14 protein-coding genes are annotated in these 16,885 nt (G+C 69.5%); 8 read left to right on the top strand and 6 right to left on the bottom strand.

Annotated elements, in window-relative coordinates:
* Position 1: 1 nt before the first annotated feature.
* Positions 2 to 553: a SigE family RNA polymerase sigma factor gene (locus SGFS_RS30430; RefSeq protein ID WP_286254992.1), complete on the top strand. Its 552-nt coding sequence runs from the start codon at positions 2 to 4 to the stop codon at positions 551 to 553.
* The gene (locus tag SGFS_RS30435) at positions 550 to 1,920 is read left to right on the top strand and encodes an outer membrane protein assembly factor BamB family protein (protein WP_286254993.1); all 1,371 of its coding nucleotides are present in this window, start codon (positions 550 to 552) and stop codon (positions 1,918 to 1,920) included. The genes SGFS_RS30430 and SGFS_RS30435 overlap by 4 nt, the downstream gene beginning before the upstream one ends.
* A 367-nt stretch (positions 1,921 to 2,287) precedes the next feature.
* On the opposite strand, the gene SGFS_RS30440 is transcribed toward SGFS_RS30435, so the two are convergent.
* Complete coding sequence (locus SGFS_RS30440) at positions 2,288 to 2,857, bottom strand: AMIN-like domain-containing (lipo)protein (protein WP_286260144.1); 570 nt, start codon at positions 2,855 to 2,857, stop codon at positions 2,288 to 2,290.
* Positions 2,858 to 3,129: 272 nt separating this feature from the next.
* Between SGFS_RS30440 and SGFS_RS30445 the strand changes: the two genes are divergently transcribed.
* Positions 3,130 to 4,044, top strand: coding sequence for a hypothetical protein (locus SGFS_RS30445; RefSeq protein ID WP_286254994.1), 915 nt, complete (start codon positions 3,130 to 3,132; stop codon positions 4,042 to 4,044).
* Between the two features lie 139 nt (positions 4,045 to 4,183).
* Here the strand turns inward: SGFS_RS30445 and SGFS_RS30450 are convergent, their stop codons facing one another.
* Entirely contained in the window at positions 4,184 to 4,768 is a 585-nt protein-coding gene (locus tag SGFS_RS30450) for a TetR/AcrR family transcriptional regulator (RefSeq protein ID WP_286254996.1), read from the bottom strand.
* 246 nt (positions 4,769 to 5,014) lie between these two features.
* Entirely contained in the window at positions 5,015 to 5,914 is a 900-nt protein-coding gene (locus tag SGFS_RS30455; RefSeq protein WP_286254998.1) for an esterase/lipase family protein, read from the bottom strand.
* Between the two features lie 64 nt (positions 5,915 to 5,978).
* On the opposite strand from SGFS_RS30455, the gene SGFS_RS30460 reads away from it, so the two are divergent.
* The 4 genes from SGFS_RS30460 to SGFS_RS30475 all read left to right on the top strand — a co-directional run bounded on the left by SGFS_RS30460 (position 5,979) and on the right by SGFS_RS30475 (position 11,759).
* Positions 5,979 to 8,390 (top strand): tetratricopeptide repeat protein, encoded by a 2,412-nt coding sequence (locus SGFS_RS30460; RefSeq protein ID WP_286255000.1) that lies wholly within the window; start codon positions 5,979 to 5,981, stop codon positions 8,388 to 8,390.
* Between the two features lie 77 nt (positions 8,391 to 8,467).
* A complete protein-coding gene (locus tag SGFS_RS30465; RefSeq protein WP_286255002.1) occupies positions 8,468 to 9,004 on the top strand; it encodes an RNA polymerase sigma factor in 537 nt (178 codons plus the stop codon).
* A 130-nt stretch (positions 9,005 to 9,134) separates the two neighbouring features.
* The gene (locus SGFS_RS30470; protein ID WP_286255004.1) at positions 9,135 to 9,953 is read left to right on the top strand and encodes a hypothetical protein; all 819 of its coding nucleotides are present in this window, start codon (positions 9,135 to 9,137) and stop codon (positions 9,951 to 9,953) included.
* A gap of 240 nt (positions 9,954 to 10,193) precedes the next feature.
* A complete protein-coding gene (locus SGFS_RS30475; RefSeq protein ID WP_286255006.1) occupies positions 10,194 to 11,759 on the top strand; it encodes a carbohydrate-binding protein in 1,566 nt (521 codons plus the stop codon).
* A gap of 65 nt (positions 11,760 to 11,824) precedes the next feature.
* On the opposite strand, the gene SGFS_RS30480 is transcribed toward SGFS_RS30475, so the two are convergent.
* Positions 11,825 to 13,480 (bottom strand): alpha/beta hydrolase, encoded by a 1,656-nt coding sequence (locus SGFS_RS30480; protein WP_286255008.1) that lies wholly within the window; start codon positions 13,478 to 13,480, stop codon positions 11,825 to 11,827.
* 325 nt (positions 13,481 to 13,805) lie between these two features.
* On the opposite strand from SGFS_RS30480, the gene SGFS_RS30485 reads away from it, so the two are divergent.
* Positions 13,806 to 14,315 carry a signal peptide protein gene (locus SGFS_RS30485; protein WP_286255011.1) on the top strand — a complete coding sequence of 170 codons (510 nt, stop codon included), beginning with the start codon at positions 13,806 to 13,808 and terminating at the stop codon, positions 14,313 to 14,315.
* Positions 14,316 to 14,840: 525 nt separating this feature from the next.
* Here the strand turns inward: SGFS_RS30485 and SGFS_RS30490 are convergent.
* Entirely contained in the window at positions 14,841 to 15,107 is a 267-nt protein-coding gene (locus SGFS_RS30490) for a hypothetical protein (RefSeq protein WP_286255013.1), read from the bottom strand.
* 275 nt (positions 15,108 to 15,382) lie between these two features.
* Complete coding sequence (locus SGFS_RS30495; protein ID WP_286255015.1) at positions 15,383 to 16,843, bottom strand: FG-GAP and VCBS repeat-containing protein; 1,461 nt, start codon at positions 16,841 to 16,843, stop codon at positions 15,383 to 15,385.
* Positions 16,844 to 16,885: the final 42 nt, after the last annotated feature.

Consider the following 16,885-nt stretch of genomic DNA (forward strand, 5'->3'; position numbering starts at 1 on the left):
GATGAAGGCCTCGAGTCAGGATGAGTTCCGGGAGTTCGTGGCGATGCGCTCCACCGCGCTGCTGCGGCTCGCGGTGCTGCTCACCGGCGGGGACCGACATGGCGCGGAGGATCTGCTGCAGATCGCGTTGATGAAGGCCTACGGGCGGTGGGCGCGCATCGAGCAGCCCGAGGCGTATGTCCGCCAGGTCATGTACCGCCAGCAGGTCAACCGCTGGCGGCTGCGCAGGCACCGCGCCGAGACGACGGTGCCCGTACTGCCGGAGTCCGGCGGCGACGCCGACGCCGGGGCGGACTCCGAGCTGCGGATCGCGCTGTGGGCGGCGCTCGGTCGTCTGACGAAGCGGCAGCGGGCCGTGGTCGTACTGCGCTACTTCGAGGACCTGCCGGAGGCCGAGGTCGCGGCGCTGCTGGGGTGCCCGGTCGGCACGGTGCGCAGTACGGCGCACCGGTCGCTCGCCAAGCTCCGGGTGCTCGTACCGGAGCTCGGGCCCGAGGGGCCCGCGAAACAGGTCCAGCCGCTCAGCTACACACCGAAGGGGGTCCGGGGATGACGACGGAGCAGGTGGAGGAGAAGGTCCGGGACACGCTGCGCGCGGTCGCCCTGGACCGGGTGCGGGCGCCCGGGGACCTGGCCGAGAAGGTGGTGCGGCGGCGCGGCCGGCGCCGTTTCTCGCAGGCCGCGGGGACGGCGGTGGCCGTTGCCGCGATCACGGCGGGGGCGGTGCTCGGCTTCGGCGGCGGCGGTGCGGCCGAACAGGACCGACCCGTGCGGCCGGCGGCGTCGCCGGAGGGCTGGCAGCCGTGGCGGAGCAGCACCCGGGGCGTCAGCGAGCGGGGCTGTCTGGTGGACGGTTCCGCGCTGTACTGCGGCGGGTCCAGGTTCGACGCCGCGAAGTTGGACGCCAACACCGGTGAGCGGCTGTGGACCGTCAAGGTCAATCGTGAGGGCTCTGGGATCGACCACCCGTTCGCCGTGCGCGACGGCGTGGTCTATGCCTACCGCAATCACACCGCGGAGAACGAGCCGAGCGGGGACTACTACGGCGGCACCGATCTGATGGCGGTGGACGCCGACACCGGCGAGATGCTGTGGACGGTCGAGATGCCGCAGGACGATCGCACCGGCCAGGCCGCCATGCTCATCGACGGCGCGGTGCTGGCGAACACGCCGTCGCTGCGCACGATGTCGGCGCTCGATCCGCTGACCGGCAAGGAGAAGTGGCGCCACACCTGGGACAAGGGCATCGCATGCCAACGGGCGGTGCTCAGCGGTGTGCCCCATCTCCTGTGCCTGCGGGACGCCAAGGAGCCGGGCGACACCGACGTCCTCCGTCTCGATCCCGCCACCGGACGTGCCGAGAAGGTGATGACCCTCCCCGGCGCGCAGGCGCTCGTCGGGACCTCGGGGGACCGGATGGTCCTGTTGGGAGTGAAGGACGCGGCCGGCAAGGACGTGGCCGGCAAGGACGTGCGGCTGACCACCGTGAGCGGCTCCGGGCAGCGGACCTCACACCCCTACCGGGTCGAGGGGAGGCTGGCCAACCTGGATGTCGTCGGTGATCGTCTGATCTCCGTGTCCTGGGAGGGCAAGGCCTCGGCCTACTCGCTGACCACGGGAAAGAGGCTGTGGACCGGCCCGGTGGGCGTCGAGATGCCCGACGAGGACACGGTGTCGGGCATCTCGCCTCCCGTGGTGTCGGAGGAGCAGGGGGTCGTGTACTTCTTCAGCCCGGCCGGGGATCTGTCCGGCCTCGATCTGCGCACGGGTGAGCAGGTCTGGCGCGGTCACGTCGACACCGGCACGACCGATCCGGGGCCCCGCTTCGGGCTCTCGCCCCAGCTCCTGAGCTACGGGGACGTACTGGTCGCCCGGGACGGCAGCAAGATCGTCTCCCTTCTGCCGCGGATCGGCGACTGACCCGAAGGGCCCCAGGCCGGGGCGGCACCCCAGCCCCGGCCGATGGCGCGGGTCGTGGAACGACCTCGGGACGCCGGTGATCCGACTCCGACGGGCCCACGGACCGCGCCCACAGGGCGGGCGAGCCGGACAGGCCCTGGTCGACATGCGCAACGAGGCCAAAGGAGACCACCCGTGCGCGCGTGATCCCCGAGGAGGTCCGGGTGCTCAGCCTCGCGTACCGGCCCTGCCCGGTCTGATACCGGCCCTGCCCGGTCTGACACCGGCCCTGCCCGGTCCGACACCGGCCCTGCCCGGTCCGACCCGCTCCTCCATCGGGGGCACCCGGTGTGTCATTCGGTGGGCGCCCGGTGTGTCACTCCGTGCGTCACCAGGTGTGGGCCACGTCCACGACCACGCGGTCCGCCAGCTGGATCACGCGGAACGGCAGCCTGGCGCGGACGCCGAGGCCGACCTGGGTCTGGCCCTCGAAGGTGCCGCCGAACTTGGTGTCCCGGAAGGTGCTGTACCCGCTGACGCTGACGCCGGGCAGGGTCTCGCCCACCTCACCCGGGTAGGTCGGCTCGCCGGCCTCCAGGTCGTAGCTCCACGCGCCGATGCGGATGTCCAGGATCGCCCCGCCGGTGACCGGTATGTACTCGCCCGAGGGGTCCGCGTAGAACCGGTCCACGTAGGCCACGTGGTAGCCGATCGCGTTGCCGCCGCCGGGCACGTCGAACACGATGCGGTCGTAGCACTCGTGCTTTCCGGTCCGGATGTCCTCCAGGTGGTCGGCCCCCTGGGCGGCGCCGCCCTTGGCGCCGCTGCCCCAGCCGGTCGGGCAGGCCGTCGCCGCGCGCGAGGCCTCCGCCGTCGCCGCGCCCGCGGTGGTCGCCGCCGCCCCCAGGGTGGCGCCCGCCAGCACGAGCACCGCCGCTGTCGCTCCGATACGTCGCATCATGTCCCCCTACGTCATTCACGGTCGTCGTTCTGTGACGTTGTCGATGCCGGTTGAGACGGTCTGACGCGCCGAATGGTTGTACGACAGACGGGGGCAAATGGGGAATCCTGCCGTCCGCTTTCCCCTCCTTGTTCACCTTCATCCTGGAGGTTTGACAGGCGGTGCACCGGAATTCGATAGTGGACTTACTCGCCGGTAAGGAAGCTGCTCTCGTATTTTCCGATGAGCCTTCCCGTTGATTCCCGGCTGACCAGAAAGGTGCATTGCGCGTGACGGAGAACAAGAAGCGCTCGCGGTCCCGGTTATACGTCTCGTCCGCCCGGCGGGCGGCGGCGCTCGGCGCGGCCGTGCTCGGCGCGGTCGCCGGCCTCGTCGCCGCGCAGCCGGCCCAGGCCGCCCCGGCCGCTCCCCAGGCCACCGGCCCGAACGGCGCCGTGAACATCCGGGGCCAGGAGCCCTGGAACACCGACAAGATGCTCGCCCGGGTCTGCGGCACGGACGGCGGCACCGGCTACGAGGACTGGTACGTCAACGTCACGACCGGCGAACTCCGCGACCACTCGTCCTGGCGCGAGCAGCCCGTCTGGCACAAGGACGGCGGCAAGTGGACCCTCCAGCCCGGCTGGGAGCGGTTCGAGGGCCGCTGCGAGTACCCCGTGGCCTCCAGCTGGACCTACCGCGACGTCTGGCGCCCCATCAGCGAGACCCGCACCAACTGCACCGACACCGGCTACGGCCTGGAGCTGGCCCGCGAGTACGCGACCTCCAAGTCGTACTCCCACACCGTCGGCGGCTCCACCAGCGTCGAGGCCTCCATCGGCGACTGGTTCGGCGTCTCGGCCGAGGCGTCCTACAGCTACTCCTGGGCCATCGAGGACTCCGTCGCCGTCACCAACAACGACGTGATCGACATCGGCCCGCAGAAGACCGCGTGGATCGAGGCGCGCCCCACCAAGCGCGTGGTCCGGGTGAATCCGGTGTTCAAGGTCGAGTCGTACACCTGGAATTCCACCGGAAAGCGTGAGGACGTCGTCGACGTCACTTCCTGGCGCGGTCGTGGATATGGCCGGATCTATTCGTACGGCAATTACATCGACGGAATCGCCGACGAACTCAAGAAGGACGGAACTCCGCTGATGACGTTCCGGAAGAAGGACCGCCCCGCCGGGAACGAGTGCGACTGAGCCGGACAGCGGCCAGGCCCTCCTCCGGCCAGGCCCTCCTCCCGTCGGCGCTCCTCCGGCCGGCCCTCCTCCCGTCGGCACTCCTCCGGCAGGGCCTCCTCCGGCCAGGCCTTCCGTCGGGCTTCCCTCCCCCGGTGTCTCACGCGTCCGGCAGCCAGGGCGCGAGCGCGGTGTCGACCGAGTCGGCCACCATGTCCTCGTCCAGCCGCAGGCCGAGCATGAACCGCTGGAACATCAGGGGGCCGAGGAACCGGGAGACCAGGTCTCTCGCGTGGTCCTCGACGCCGGGGCGGAGCTCGCCGCGTGCGACGGCGGCGGCGAGTACGCCCGCGAAGTGGTCGTCGGCGCGGCCGAACATCTCCTCGCGGATACGCCGTACGCCCTCGTCCCGCTCCGCCCGCTCGATGACCGTGGCGATGACCGACGCCGAGACCGGCTGGTTGAGCCACTCGGCCTGCTGCTGTAGCTGGCTCACCAACTGGTCGCGGACCGGGCCGTCGTCCAGGGCGAACAAGGGGCGGGCGTCGGATGCCAGCGCGTCGAGGAGCAGGGTCTGCAGGTCGGGCCAGTGCCGGTAGACGGTGGCCCGGCCGACCCCGGCCCGCTCGGCGACGGCGGCATGGGTGACACGCTCCGGCCCTCCCTCGACGAGGAGCTCGGTGGCGGCGGCCAGGGCGGCGGCACGGCTGCGCAGCGCGCGCGGATCGGCGCTGGTACGGGACATCGGGCACCTGCCTTCCGGTCTCTTCTGACCATTTCCGGTCTCTTGCGGTCATCCGGAGCGGCTGTGTGGGACGGTCGGCTCACCGGCCTCTCCGATACACACTGTCTCATAGGTGCGGGAGAGGTGAGAGACACAAGAGGGGAGGGGCGCAAGTAGGCAGGGGCGCAAGGAGGCAGGGAGCACGAAGATGCAGGGAGCACGAAGAGGCAGGAGGCACGAGAGCCGCCTCCTGCCCTGGCACCGGGGCTATTCCTCGTCAGCAGGAGGCGTAGGCGGCGCCGAGTAGTACACGTTCTGCACCGAACCGGCCTGAATGACGGGCCCGTTGGTGACACCCCCGCTGATGGTGTTGTTGACCGTCCCCGGGGGAGCCGTCGGAGGTGCTGCGGGAGGAGCCTCGGGTACGGCGGCTGCCGACGGGGCTTCTGGCGCGGCGGCGCGCTCGGGGATGTCCAGCATGAGCCGACGCAAGGTGGTGAAGGTGCGGTGGTCGGCCGTCTCCGCCTTGAGAATGCTGGAGTGGTCACCAGGCAGGACGGCGCTGTTGGGGAACACCGACTTCGCCGACGCGGGAGTCACCACACCGTCGCTCTCACCGGCGTAGACGCTGACCTCGATCGGGCAGGTCCGGTCGGTCACGGCGGTGGCGTGGACAACGTCGCGGAGCACCGTGCGCAGGGTCCCGGTCACCAGGTCGTTCAGCGGCCGCAGGTCCTTCTCCTGGGGATGGCCGAGGCCGAGGAAGCTCCGGCGCAGCGACAGCAGCAGTTCGGAACCGTTGTTGGGGCAGGCCAGCATCACCATGCGACGGATGCGGGCCAGGTCGTGACCGGCCCCGTCGCCCAGCATGCGGGCCAGACAGCGCTGGGCCACCAGTCCGCCCTGGCTGTGCGTGACGAGCATCAGCCTGTCGAAGTCGCCGGCCTCCGTGACCAGGAATTCCTTGAGGCTGTCGGCGATCGTGTCGATCGTCGGAAAGACCCGCAGCGGATGGATGCGCGCGACCCCGGTCGCGTACTCGAACGGCAGCGTTTCGACGAAACCGAGTTTGTCGTCCTTCGCGATCAGCTTCCGCAAGGGCGCCCACGCCTTGGCGTCGGACCTGATCCCGTGGATCATCACCACACCGAGTCGACCGTCGCTCAACGTCCCACCCCTCTTGTTACGTTGACGGCAGGCTACTGAACCGGTACGGGAAGAGGGAACCGACATGAGCGAGGCCGACGGCCATGTCGAGAACACCATCACCGGGGGAATCTTCTTCCACACCGTCATCCAGGGCCGCGATGTCACCGTGCAACTACCGCCCCGGATCACCCCGGCTCTGTCGGGGCTCCCGGCGCCTTCCCCGGCGTTCACCGGCCGCGACGAGCACATCGCCACGCTCCTGAAGGACCTCGCGCCGAAGAAGATACGGACGCCGGACCGGACGCCGGACCGGACGCCGGAACAGAGGCCAGAACAGCCAGGCCAGACACCAGGCCAGACACCAGGCCAGACACCAGGCCAGACACCAGACCAGACACAGCATCAGCGAGCCGTCCTGGTGAGCGCCGTCGCAGGACTCGGCGGTATCGGCAAGACCGAGTTGGTGATCCACGCCGCCACCCACGCGCTGCGACAGCCCGGCTGGTTCCCGGGCGGCGTGCTGTTCATCGACCTCTTCGGCTACGACTCCGCCTTGCGGCTGTCGCCCGAGCGCGCCCTGGAGAGCCTGCTCCGCGCCCTCGCCGTACCCGGCGCGCACATCCCCGCCGCCCTGGAGGACCGGCAACGGCTCTACCGCACCGTACTGGCCCACTACGCGCAGGAAGGCCGACGCATCCTGGTCGTCGTCGACAACGCCTCCTCCGCCGAACAGGCCCGCCCGCTGCTGCCCACGGACGGTGTGACCGCGGCCCTGGTGACCTCCCGCCACACCCTCGACGGCCTCGATGCCCGCCTCCACGACCTCGACCCCTTGGACGAGGCCGCCTCGGTCGCCCTGCTCGACCAGGCGCTGCGCCTCGCCCGCGGCGACGACGACACCCGGATCACCGACGACCCCGTGGCCGCGGGCGAGATCGCGAGACTCTGCGCGGGACTGCCGCTGGCATTGCGGATCGCCGCCGCCCTCCTGGCGGCCTCGCCCGCACGCCCCGTCGCCTCGCTCGCCGGCACCCTGCGGGCCGAGCACAGCCGGCTGGACAAGTTGAGCCGCGCCGACCGAGCGGTGCGCGCGGCGTTCGACCTGTCGTACCAACTGCTCGACGACGAGCACGAACGGCTGTTCCGGCTGCTGTCGCTCCACCCCGGCCCGGACGTGTCCTCCGTGGCTGCGAGCCACCTGTCGGACACGGACCCGGACCGGGCGGAGGAGCTTCTCCAGCACTTGGCCGACGCCCATCTCGTCGAGCCCGGGCAGGTGTGGGGCCGCTGGCGGATGCACGATCTCGTACGCCTCTACGCCCGCGAGAAGATCGAGGATCAGGCGGAGCGGCAGGCGGCTCTTGAGCGATTGTTCGACTTCTACCGGCACTTCTCCAGAAATGCCGCGACAGCCATCATCAGCGGCCGGTTCGGAGAAGTGTTCTCCACGCGCGACTCGGCCCTCGACTGGTTCGACGCCGAGCGCGAGAGCCTGGTCGCCAGTGTCTTCCTGGCCCATGAAGAGGATTTCCTCGACTACGCGGCAGAACTCCCGCACCGGCTCGCACGCTATCTGGATCTACGGCGTCTCTTCACCGACTGGGAGGCGACGATGCGGATCTCGCACGCGATTCTCGACGGCTCTGGGTATGTGGAGTTCGAGGCCGGAGCGCTGGACAGCCTGGGAATGGTCGCCAGGGAGCTGCACAGATACGCCGACTCCGTCGACCACCATCGCCGAGCCGTCGCGCAGGCCAGGGAGTCGGGCGACGAGAGACTCCTCGCGCGCTTTCTGAACAACATGGGGCTCGCGCTCTTCCAACTCCGCTCGTACGACGAGGCCCTCGCCGCGCACGACGAGGCGGCCGACATCTTCCAGCGACACGGCGACCATCTCGGATTCGCCCGGGCCATCGACAACTCGGCCAGTGCGCTCCGCGAACTCGGAATTCTCGACGAGGCTCTCCAGCGACACGAGAAGGCCATCGCGGAATGCAAGGAGCGCGGCGCCGTGGAAACCGCCGCCCGAATCTCCACCCATCTGGGCAACACCTTGCACGACATGGGCAGATACGCGGACGCCGTGACGGCACACGAGGAATCCGTCGCGGCCCTGAAGAAGCTCCGCCTGCTCAACGAAGCGGCCCACGCGCTCAACAACCTGGCCAACTCGCTACGGGGCGCGGGTCGACTCGACGAAGCGGTCCTCGCCGTGAACGAGTCCGTGGCACTGCATGTGCTGACGGACGACCGGGTCGGCCAGGCGCGTGCCCTGAACCAGGCCGGGCTGATTCATATGGCGAGGCTGGAGTACGAGCCGGCGGAGGAACGCCTGAGGGAGGCCCTGGAAGCCGTCCAGGGCACCCCCGACTCGATCGACGCCGCTTACGCCCACGCGAATCTTGGTCAGCTCTACGCGCTGACCGGCCGACCCGAGGCGGGCATGGAGCAACTTCAGATCGCCGCGAGGCTCTTCTCGGCCCTCGAACGCTGACGGCCGCCGTGTGAACAAGGCCTGTTGCACCCACCCCCCAGCCGGACACGTAAGGGCAGACGCTACGGAAGGAAGCCATGCCCATCGATACCGAGGCCCAGTTCACGGATGTGTACAGGGCTCACTACGAGGACGTGTTGAGGTTCGTACGGCGTCGGGCGCACCCGATGAACGTCGACGACATCGTCGGCGAGACGTTCCTCACCGCGTGGCGCCGACGGAGTGAGCTGCCCGACGACGCGCGGCCCTGGCTCTTCGGCACGGCCCGCAAGGCGATGCTGAACGCGGGCCGTGGCATGCGCCGCCAGTCAGCGCTCGCCGTACGCGTCCAGCAGTCCTACGACGCCACCGCGCCGCACGCCCTGTCGACCGACCCGACGGCCCAGATCGACAGCCGGATGGAACTCGTCGCCGCCTGGCAGGAGCTCACCCCGGCCGACCAGGAAGTCCTCGCCCTGCACGTGTGGGAGGGGCTCATCGCCAAGGACGCCGCGAAGGTCATGGGCTGCACCCGCGCCGCCTACGCCATGCGCCTCACCCGCGCCAAGCGACGCCTCGCCGGCCGCCTCGGCCACTCGGCCGCCGCCGCACCCGCCCTCGCGGCGACGCTCTGACCCGCATGCGAACCCGTACGCGAACCCGTACGCGAACCCGTACGCGAACCCGTACGCGAGCCCGCATGCGAATCCACACGCGAACCCGTACGCGATGCCCCGCACGAATCGCCACCCCTCAGGAGTCCTTGTGAACAACGACGTGCTGTCCCGCCTCGCCGAACTCGACGCCGCACCCCGCACCGAGCCCTCCGCCTCCGAGATCGACCGCGAGGAGACCCTGCTGCGCTCGATCCTGCGGGACGACACCAAGCCCGGCCGTACGATCGGCGCCGCGTTCCGCCGCCCGCTCGTACGCCGCCTCGCCTTCACCCTCACCGGCGCGCTCGTCGCCGGAGCGACCGCCGTGGCCGCCCTGGCCGTCACGACCGACCTCCTCGACGGAGGCAGCGGCCCCCTCTCGTCGTCCCAGCTCGCGAGTTGGACCGGCACGCCCAGCAGCCTGAGCAGCGCCGGCGCCGAGGGGGACGCCGCCGTGAAGCAGTGCCTGGACGCGACGAAGCAGAGCTCCGACGGCGACGCGCCCGCCAAGATCAGCAACGCCGACATCCGCGGCACCGTCGCCTCCATGATCGTCACCCGGGCGGGCAACTCGACGCTCTGCCTGGCCGGTTCGGACGGTTCCAGCTCGACGATGGCCGTCTCGGCGCCGGAGAAGGTCCCCGCGAAGGAGATCGCGCTGGACACGCTCGGCGCGCGCGGCGAGGGCTCGGGCCAGGTCAACCACGTGCTCGGGTGGGTCGGGTCCGACGTCGAGAAGATCGTCGTACGCGACCACGGCCACACCGTCCAGGCCACGATCGAGAACGGCTGGTGGTCCGCCTGGTGGCCGCAGGGCGACCCCGACGGCCTGCTGACCGGCACCCTCACCCTCACCTTCGCAGACGGCACGACCAAGACGCTCGACGGCAAGGCGTTCATGGAGGCGGAGTTCGCGAAGGGGGACTAGCAGGCCCAAGGTCGAACCAGCAGGGTCGAAGGCCCCGATTCCTGGCGCTCCAGCCACCGGCTGGGGCGCCATTTCGTTCACCTACATGAATATGAATCATGTACGAGACCCTTGACGTGTCCGGATCACCTCCCTACCTTGCCGGAGAAAGCGCTTTCCGAACCCGCTTGCGAACCCGTTTCCGAACGGCCTTCGCATCCCTCCGCGTACCCGCAGAAGTTCCGCAGTTGGGAGAGCACGATGCGTCTCAGACCCCTCATGGCCGCAGCCGGCCTGCTGTCCGGCACCCTGGTCGCGCTGACCGGCGCCACCACCGCGCAGGCCGCGACCGCGCGCTACGAGGCCGAGAGTTCCCCGGCCGTCTGCTCCGGCACGATCGACTCCGACTGGACCGGCTACTCGGGCAGCGGTTTCTGCAACGGTGCCAACTCGACCAGTGGCTATGCCCAGTTCACCGTGACCTCGGGCGCCGCCGGCACGGCCACCCTGGCGATCCGCTTCGCCAACGGCACCACCACCGCCCGCCCCGCGAGCGTCGTCGTCAACGGCACCGCGGTGAGCACGGTCTCCTTCGAGGGCACCAGCACCTGGACGGGCTGGACCACGAAGACGCTGACCGTGCCGGTGGTCGCGGGCAGCAACACCGTCCGGCTCACCCCCACCGCCGCCGCGGGCCTCCCCAACGTCGACTACCTGGACGCGACCACGCCGGACGGCGGCACCACACCCCCCTCGTCCTCCGCGCTCTACGTCTCCCCGTCCGGCACCGACGGCGCGGCCGGCACCCAGTCCGCCCCGACCACCCTCACCTCGGCGATCAGCCGCATCACCGCAGGCGGCACGATCTATCTGCGCGGCGGCACGTACAACCACTCCTCGACAGTGACCATCCCGGTCGGCAAAAACGGCACCGCCTCCGCCCGCACGACCCTGTCCGCCTACCCGGGCGAGACCCCGGTCCTCAACTTCTCGGCCCAGAGCGAGAGTTCGTCGAACCGAGGCCTCCAGCTGAACGCCAACTACTGGCACATCAAGGGCCTCGTCGTCGAGCGGGCCGGTGACAACGGCATCTACGTCGGCGGCAGCAACAACGTCGTCGAGCGCACGGTGACCCGCTTCAACCGCGACACGGGCCTCCAGCTCGGCCGCATCGCCTCCACCACCCCGGCCGCCGACTGGCCGGCCAACAACCTGATCCTGAGCGCCGAGTCGCACGACAACGCCGACTCGGACGGTGAGGACGCGGACGGCTTCGCGGCAAAGCTCACCACAGGATCGGGCAACGTCTTCCGCTACGCGGTGTCGCACAACAACATCGACGACGGCTGGGACCTCTACACCAAGACGGACACCGGAGCCATCGGCCCGGTGACCATCGAGGACTCCCTCGCCTACGAGAACGGCACGCTCACCGACGGCTCCCAGGCCGGCAACGGCGACCGCAACGGCTACAAGCTCGGCGGCGACGACATCGCCGTCAACCACATCGTCCGGCGCAGCATCGCCTACGACAACGGCAAGCATGGTTTCACGTGGAACAGCAACCCCGGCACGATGGCCGTGTCCGGCAACGTGAGCATCGACAACGCCGAGCGCAACTTCAACTTCGACGGCGGTACGTCGGTCTTCCGCGACAACACGTCCTGCCGCAGCGGCAGCGGCACGAACGACCGGATCATCGGTGACTCCAACAGCACCAACCAGTTCTGGTCCGGCACGAACGGTTCGCGCTGCTCGTCGTACGCCGGGGGCCTGCACTGGTCGTTCGCGTCGGACGGCCGACTGGTCGTGACGTTCGGCGGCTGATCGGGCGCGTACGTGACAGCGGCCCGCAACCGGAAGTTCGGTTGCGGGCCGCTGTCGGCGATGCGTCAGCTGACGCTGCCGATCCGGTCCTGGCGCTCGTTCACGCCGTTGCGGATCTCGGTGAGAGTGGTGCCGGGCGGGGCCACCTTGGGGGTGGAGGACGGCGGCTGGGTCTCGTCGGTGCAGGTGGTGCCCTTGGCGGGGACCTTCAGATCGACCAGATACCCGACGACCGCGTCCGTCGCACAGGCACTGCGGCCGAAGGCGGTGTGCCCCTCGGCGTCGAACGTGAGCAGCTCGGCGTTGTCGAGCCGCCGCGAGAGGGCCACGGCGTCCTGGTACGGGGTGTCCGGGTCACCGGTGGTGCCGATGACGAGGATCGGCTCCGAACCCCTGGCCCGGTAGGAACCGTCGTAGCGGCTGACGTGCTCGCCGGGCCACTGGACACAGGCGGTGGCGTGCTGGTGGTCGTACGTCGGCGGGCCGTACGCCATGGCCGGGCCGAGCAGCGGTGCGGCCTCGGCGTTGGCCTTGACGTTCCACTTCAGCAGGTGACGGCTCTGCGGGTAGTCCCGGTCGACGCACTCGACGGCCACGTTCGGGCCGAGGAAGTCGAAGCTCGCCGGGGACGGCGGCCGCAGCAGGAACGAGGTGTTGTCGCGCAGCTGGGCCTTGCGCAGGGCTGCGCCGAGGGAGGGCCAGATGACCTTGCCCTCGTTGAGGTTGAACATCAGGCGGTAGACCAGGGTGTAGCCGTTGGCCTTGCCGCCGCTCGCGGTGGTCACCGGCTCGGCGTCCAGGTCACCCTTGAGCTTCTCGAACGCGCCCCGCGGGTCCCCGTCCCCGAAGCCGCAGATGGCCTGGTCCGCGGCACACCAGTCGAGGAAGTGGCTCATGGACCGGTCGAGCGCCAGGTACTGGGGCCGGTCGTAGGCGTACGGCCGGTTCGCGTAGTGCACCGGGTCGTACGCCCCGTCCAGCGCGAGGGCCCGCACCCGCTCCGGGAACATGGCGGCGTAGACGGTGCCGATGTACGTACCGAAGGACCGCCCGTAGTACGTCAGTTGCTCCTCCCCCAGAGCCTGACGCAGCAGATCGATGTCCCGGGCGACGTACTCGGTGCCGATGTACGGCAGCAGCGCGCCCGCGTTGTCCACGCAGGCCTGGTCGAAGTCGGCGGCCTGGCTCATGGCGGCGCCGAAGAGGTCCGGCCCGCTGGGAACACCCTTGGCGTCGGTGACGGCCTGGGTGTACCGGGCGTCGTCCCAGCACTGGAGCGCGGAGCTACGGCCCACGCCGCGTACGTCGTACCCGAACACGTCGAACGACTCGCGGAGCGCGGACGGCAGGGAGGCGTAGTTGTTGCGGACGAAGTCCACGCCCGAGTTGCCCGGTCCGCCGGGCTGCATGAAGAGGGTGCCCTTGCGCTTCGTCTGGTCGGCGGCCTTCTTGCGGACCACGGCGAGGGTGATCGTCTGGCCCTGCGGTTCCCGGTAGTCGAGCGGCACGGCGGCACTCGCACACTCGAAGCCGCCGCCGCCCTGGCACTCGGTCCAGGAGAGGGTGGGGACGGGTGGCGTGTCGGTGGAGGCGGTCCGGTCGTCGGCGAGGGCCGGGGTGGCAGCGGATCCGGCCACGAAGAGGGCGGTGAGCGCGGCGGCGGCGATTCTCAGCCGCGCGGAGCGTCTCCGGGGCGGGCGGGCTGAAGGTGGTGTGGTCACTGAGGCGTTCCCCCCTGGAACTGATGTAGGGACTGATGTGTCTGCAAGAACCCAGGAACCCAAGAACCCACTGGTCAAGGCGAGTTCGAGGGTCGCGTCGGGAGACTGTCTAGCTGAAACGCGAGGGAATAGCGAGGCGGATGACAGCGTGGCCGCTTTTCTACGACAGCTCTTCACGACCGGACGACGGCCAACCCCCGCTACCCGCCGGTAGAAGCCCGCCCTCCGCTTCCCCCAAGGGCTGGGCGATACTGGCGGTGTTCACTGGCCGGCGGCCGCTGAGGTGGCAGACCGGCTCCCCCACCTGAACGCGAAGGATCAGCACGTGTCTTCCAAGTACAGCCGTCGTCTCAGGGTCGCGTTGGTGGCTCTGGCCGTGACGGTCACCGGTCTGGCCGTGGCGGGCCCCGCCGCGGCGGCCGCACCGCACACCACCGCGTCCTCGCAGGTCGCCACCGCGACCGAGACCGCCATACCCATCGACTTCGTGGACCTTCCCACGAAGCCCCTGGCGGCCGACGCGAAGCAGCACACGATCCAGATCGCCTACCGCAACGACTCCGGGGCGGACCGGACGGTCGCCCCTCAGCTCCTGGTGGAGTCCCCGGACGAGGGGCCGTTCCTGACCCCGTCGGACATCAAGGTCGAACGCCGCACGGCGAGCGGCTGCTGGGAGACGGTCCAACTCGGCACCCAGACCGGCACGCTCTTCACGGACCTCTCGACCGCACAGCGCACGCTGCACAAGAGCGAGACGCTGACGCAGGCCTACCGGATCACGGTGACGAACCCGGAGGCGCGGGGGACGGTGCATCCGAGGGTGGCTCTGTACTGACCTGTCCGGACTGACCTGTCCGGATCGGTCAACATCTGTTGCGGGCAGGCGGCAGGCGGGAAGCTGACGGCTTCCCGCCTGCCCGCTCCCCGGGGAGAGCCCGAGAATCCCGCGTCCGTCCCGGTCCGCGACGAACGCCGGGACTGAACTGAGCCTTTCCAGCCATGAATTAGCGTTTTTCAGCCTTGCTGAATGATGGTCACGTCAATTCATTCCCGGTGATTCCCCGGTCGTCTTTCGTTGGTTTCTCGGAGGTTACACGAGCCACCAACTCCGAGAGATTCCGACGCCCTGGAAGCGATTGGATCAAAGGAATTGAAGGGCGGTCAGGAAAGCCGCACGAGGCTATGTCCATGCCAAAGAAACGGCTTGATCGGGGCATGACCCAAGGGCCTGACGTGCGCAGCACAATCAGGCCCTCGTGGCTGGCGTCGAATGACGCGCGGATGCGGCTCTTGATGCCTTGGGATCCCGTGGCGTGGATGGGCTTCGGAGGACTGTTTCAGGCGCCGTCGCCGCTGGTTGTCAGTTGCAGCGAAGCTTGACCTCAGCGCTCCAGCCGCCGTTCTCCTGCCAGGTGGACCGGTCGACCAGGGCCACGTCGTTGCGGTTGGGGCACTGGTCCCGCGCGGCGTCCCGCGCGATCGTGTACGCCACGCCCTCCTGCGAGGCGTGGCCACGGCCGGTCACCTCGGCGCCCACGCCGGCCGCGACCGCGACACCGCTCGCGCCGAACGCGACGGCACCGGCAAGGGCCGTCGCCACAAGAGCCTTCCTCGCCATGGTGTTCATTTACTTACTCCTTATTTCGCGTGAAAGCCGGACCGGATGCGACATTGAACTTCGGATTGATCGTCCGTCCCGAAGTTCCTTTCTCCGTCGGCCAGTTCACCGTAGCGCCACCCATCGGTGGCGGCCTATGTCGTGCACGCGATCTCCCCATATCTCTGATCCGATTCTGATAATTCGGAGAACTCGCGCCAAAGGCTTATGTCTTCTTTATTTTTTTCTTTTGTTCATGGTGTTCTGAGGGCAGTGCATTTTGAGCCCCCACCTCCTCGGCCCACTCAGCCGCCCAGCACCGACCCGAACGACTTGCTCCGGTACGTCAGGCCGAACGCCTTCTCGTTGAAGGACACCGCGCCCGTCGTCGTCAGGCCCGACGCGCTTCCCCGCAGGATCCAGTCCGCGCCGTCGCGTTCCGTCACGCCGTTGTCGAAGATGTCCTCGCCGGACGCGGCGATGGTGAGGTCCGCGCGGTTGTCGGCGTTGAGGTCCTGGAGGCGCAGGGCCGAGCCCCACCAGTCGTTGGCTTCGGCGGCGCCGGGGACGCCGGTCGTGTCCTGAGTGAAGGACTGGGCGCCCGTCGTGGTCAGGCCGGAGGACGAGCCCTTGAGGAGCCAGATCGAGCCGGCGCCCGCCAGAGTGCCTACGTCCTGGCTCGGCGCGCCGACCGCCACGTCCGCGTAGCCGTCGCCGTCGACGTCGCCGACGGAGACGGCCGTGCCGAACGAGTCGCCCGACTCGTTCGTGCCCGGGACGCCCTCCGTGTCCTGGTCGACGACCTGGGTGCGGCTGGTCTTCGGGATGCCGCCGGGGGCGCCGTAGTGGACGGTGATCGCGCCCGCTCCCGAAGAGACCGTGTTGTACGTGATCAGGTCGGCGTAGCCGTCCTTGTCGATGTCGTCCGCGGCCCGGAGGTACCTGGCGTTCGACGCCACCGTCGAGGGGTTCTCGGTGAGCTTCAGGCCCTTCGCGCTCGCCGTGTAGTAGCCGAGCCAGATGCCGCTGTACTCGTCGTCGTCGATGTCGTTGGTGCCGGCGACGGTCAGATCGTCGTCGCCGTCGCCGTCGAAGTCGCCGGCCATGACCATTCCGGTGCCGTGGTACGCGTCGTCCGGGCCCATGGAGAGAGAGGTCCGCGCGGGGACCTTGGAGCGGGTGAATCCGTCGGCGAACACCTGGCCGCCCGCGTATCCCGTCACCACCAGCTGGTCCTTGCCGTCGCCGTCGAAGTCGCCGACCGCGAGGCCGGAGCCGAACCGGTAGGCGCCGTGCGTGCCCTCCGGCGGCCCGTACACCGTCAGCGCGCCGTTCACCAGGCCCTTGGAACCGCCCCACAGGATCTGGACGATGCCGATGTCGCGCGAAGCGGTCGACCTCTCGCTCGGCACTCCTACGGCCAGGTCCGTGTAGCCGTCGCCGTCGAGGTCCCCGGTGGTGTAGGAGGCGCCGAAACCGTCCCACGCCTCCGCCGCGCCCGGCACACCCGCGGTGTTCTGGGTGATCGTGGCGGAACGGCTTGTCGAGACACCGGACTTCGAGCCGTACAGGACGGTCACCTGTCCCGCCTCCTTCAGGCCCTTCACCGTGGCCCTGGGCGTGGCGACCACCAGGTCCTTGTAGCCGTCGCCGTTGAAGTCGTCCGCGGTGGCGGGGGCGGCGGACGCCGGGCCGGCGAGAGGAAGGGCCAGGCCGGCCGCGGCCATCGTGGCCGCCACCGCGGTTGCCAGAAGTCTCTTTCGCACGTCTTCCCTCTTCACCTCAGATTGGAGATCCGTTCACGCAAG

Origin of the sequence: Streptomyces graminofaciens (assembly GCF_030294945.1) — a bacterium.
GTDB lineage: Bacteria > Actinomycetota > Actinomycetes > Streptomycetales > Streptomycetaceae > Streptomyces > Streptomyces graminofaciens.

What these genes read in the sequence shown, in the direction of transcription:
- SGFS_RS30440 (WP_286260144.1), bottom strand. Translation starts at nt 2,857, where the DNA reads ATGCGACGTATCGGAGCGACAGCGGCGGTGCTCGTGCTGGCGGGCGCC.
- SGFS_RS30450 (WP_286254996.1), bottom strand. Translation starts at nt 4,768, where the DNA reads ATGTCCCGTACCAGCGCCGATCCGCGCGCGCTGCGCAGCCGTGCCGCC.
- SGFS_RS30490 (WP_286255013.1), bottom strand. Translation starts at nt 15,107, where the DNA reads ATGAACACCATGGCGAGGAAGGCTCTTGTGGCGACGGCCCTTGCCGGT.
- SGFS_RS30475 (WP_286255006.1), top strand. Translation starts at nt 10,194, where the DNA reads ATGCGTCTCAGACCCCTCATGGCCGCAGCCGGCCTGCTGTCCGGCACC.
- SGFS_RS30430 (WP_286254992.1), top strand. Translation starts at nt 2, where the DNA reads ATGAAGGCCTCGAGTCAGGATGAGTTCCGGGAGTTCGTGGCGATGCGC.
- SGFS_RS30465 (WP_286255002.1), top strand. Translation starts at nt 8,468, where the DNA reads ATGCCCATCGATACCGAGGCCCAGTTCACGGATGTGTACAGGGCTCAC.
- SGFS_RS30460 (WP_286255000.1), top strand. Translation starts at nt 5,979, where the DNA reads ATGAGCGAGGCCGACGGCCATGTCGAGAACACCATCACCGGGGGAATC.
- SGFS_RS30435 (WP_286254993.1), top strand. Translation starts at nt 550, where the DNA reads ATGACGACGGAGCAGGTGGAGGAGAAGGTCCGGGACACGCTGCGCGCG.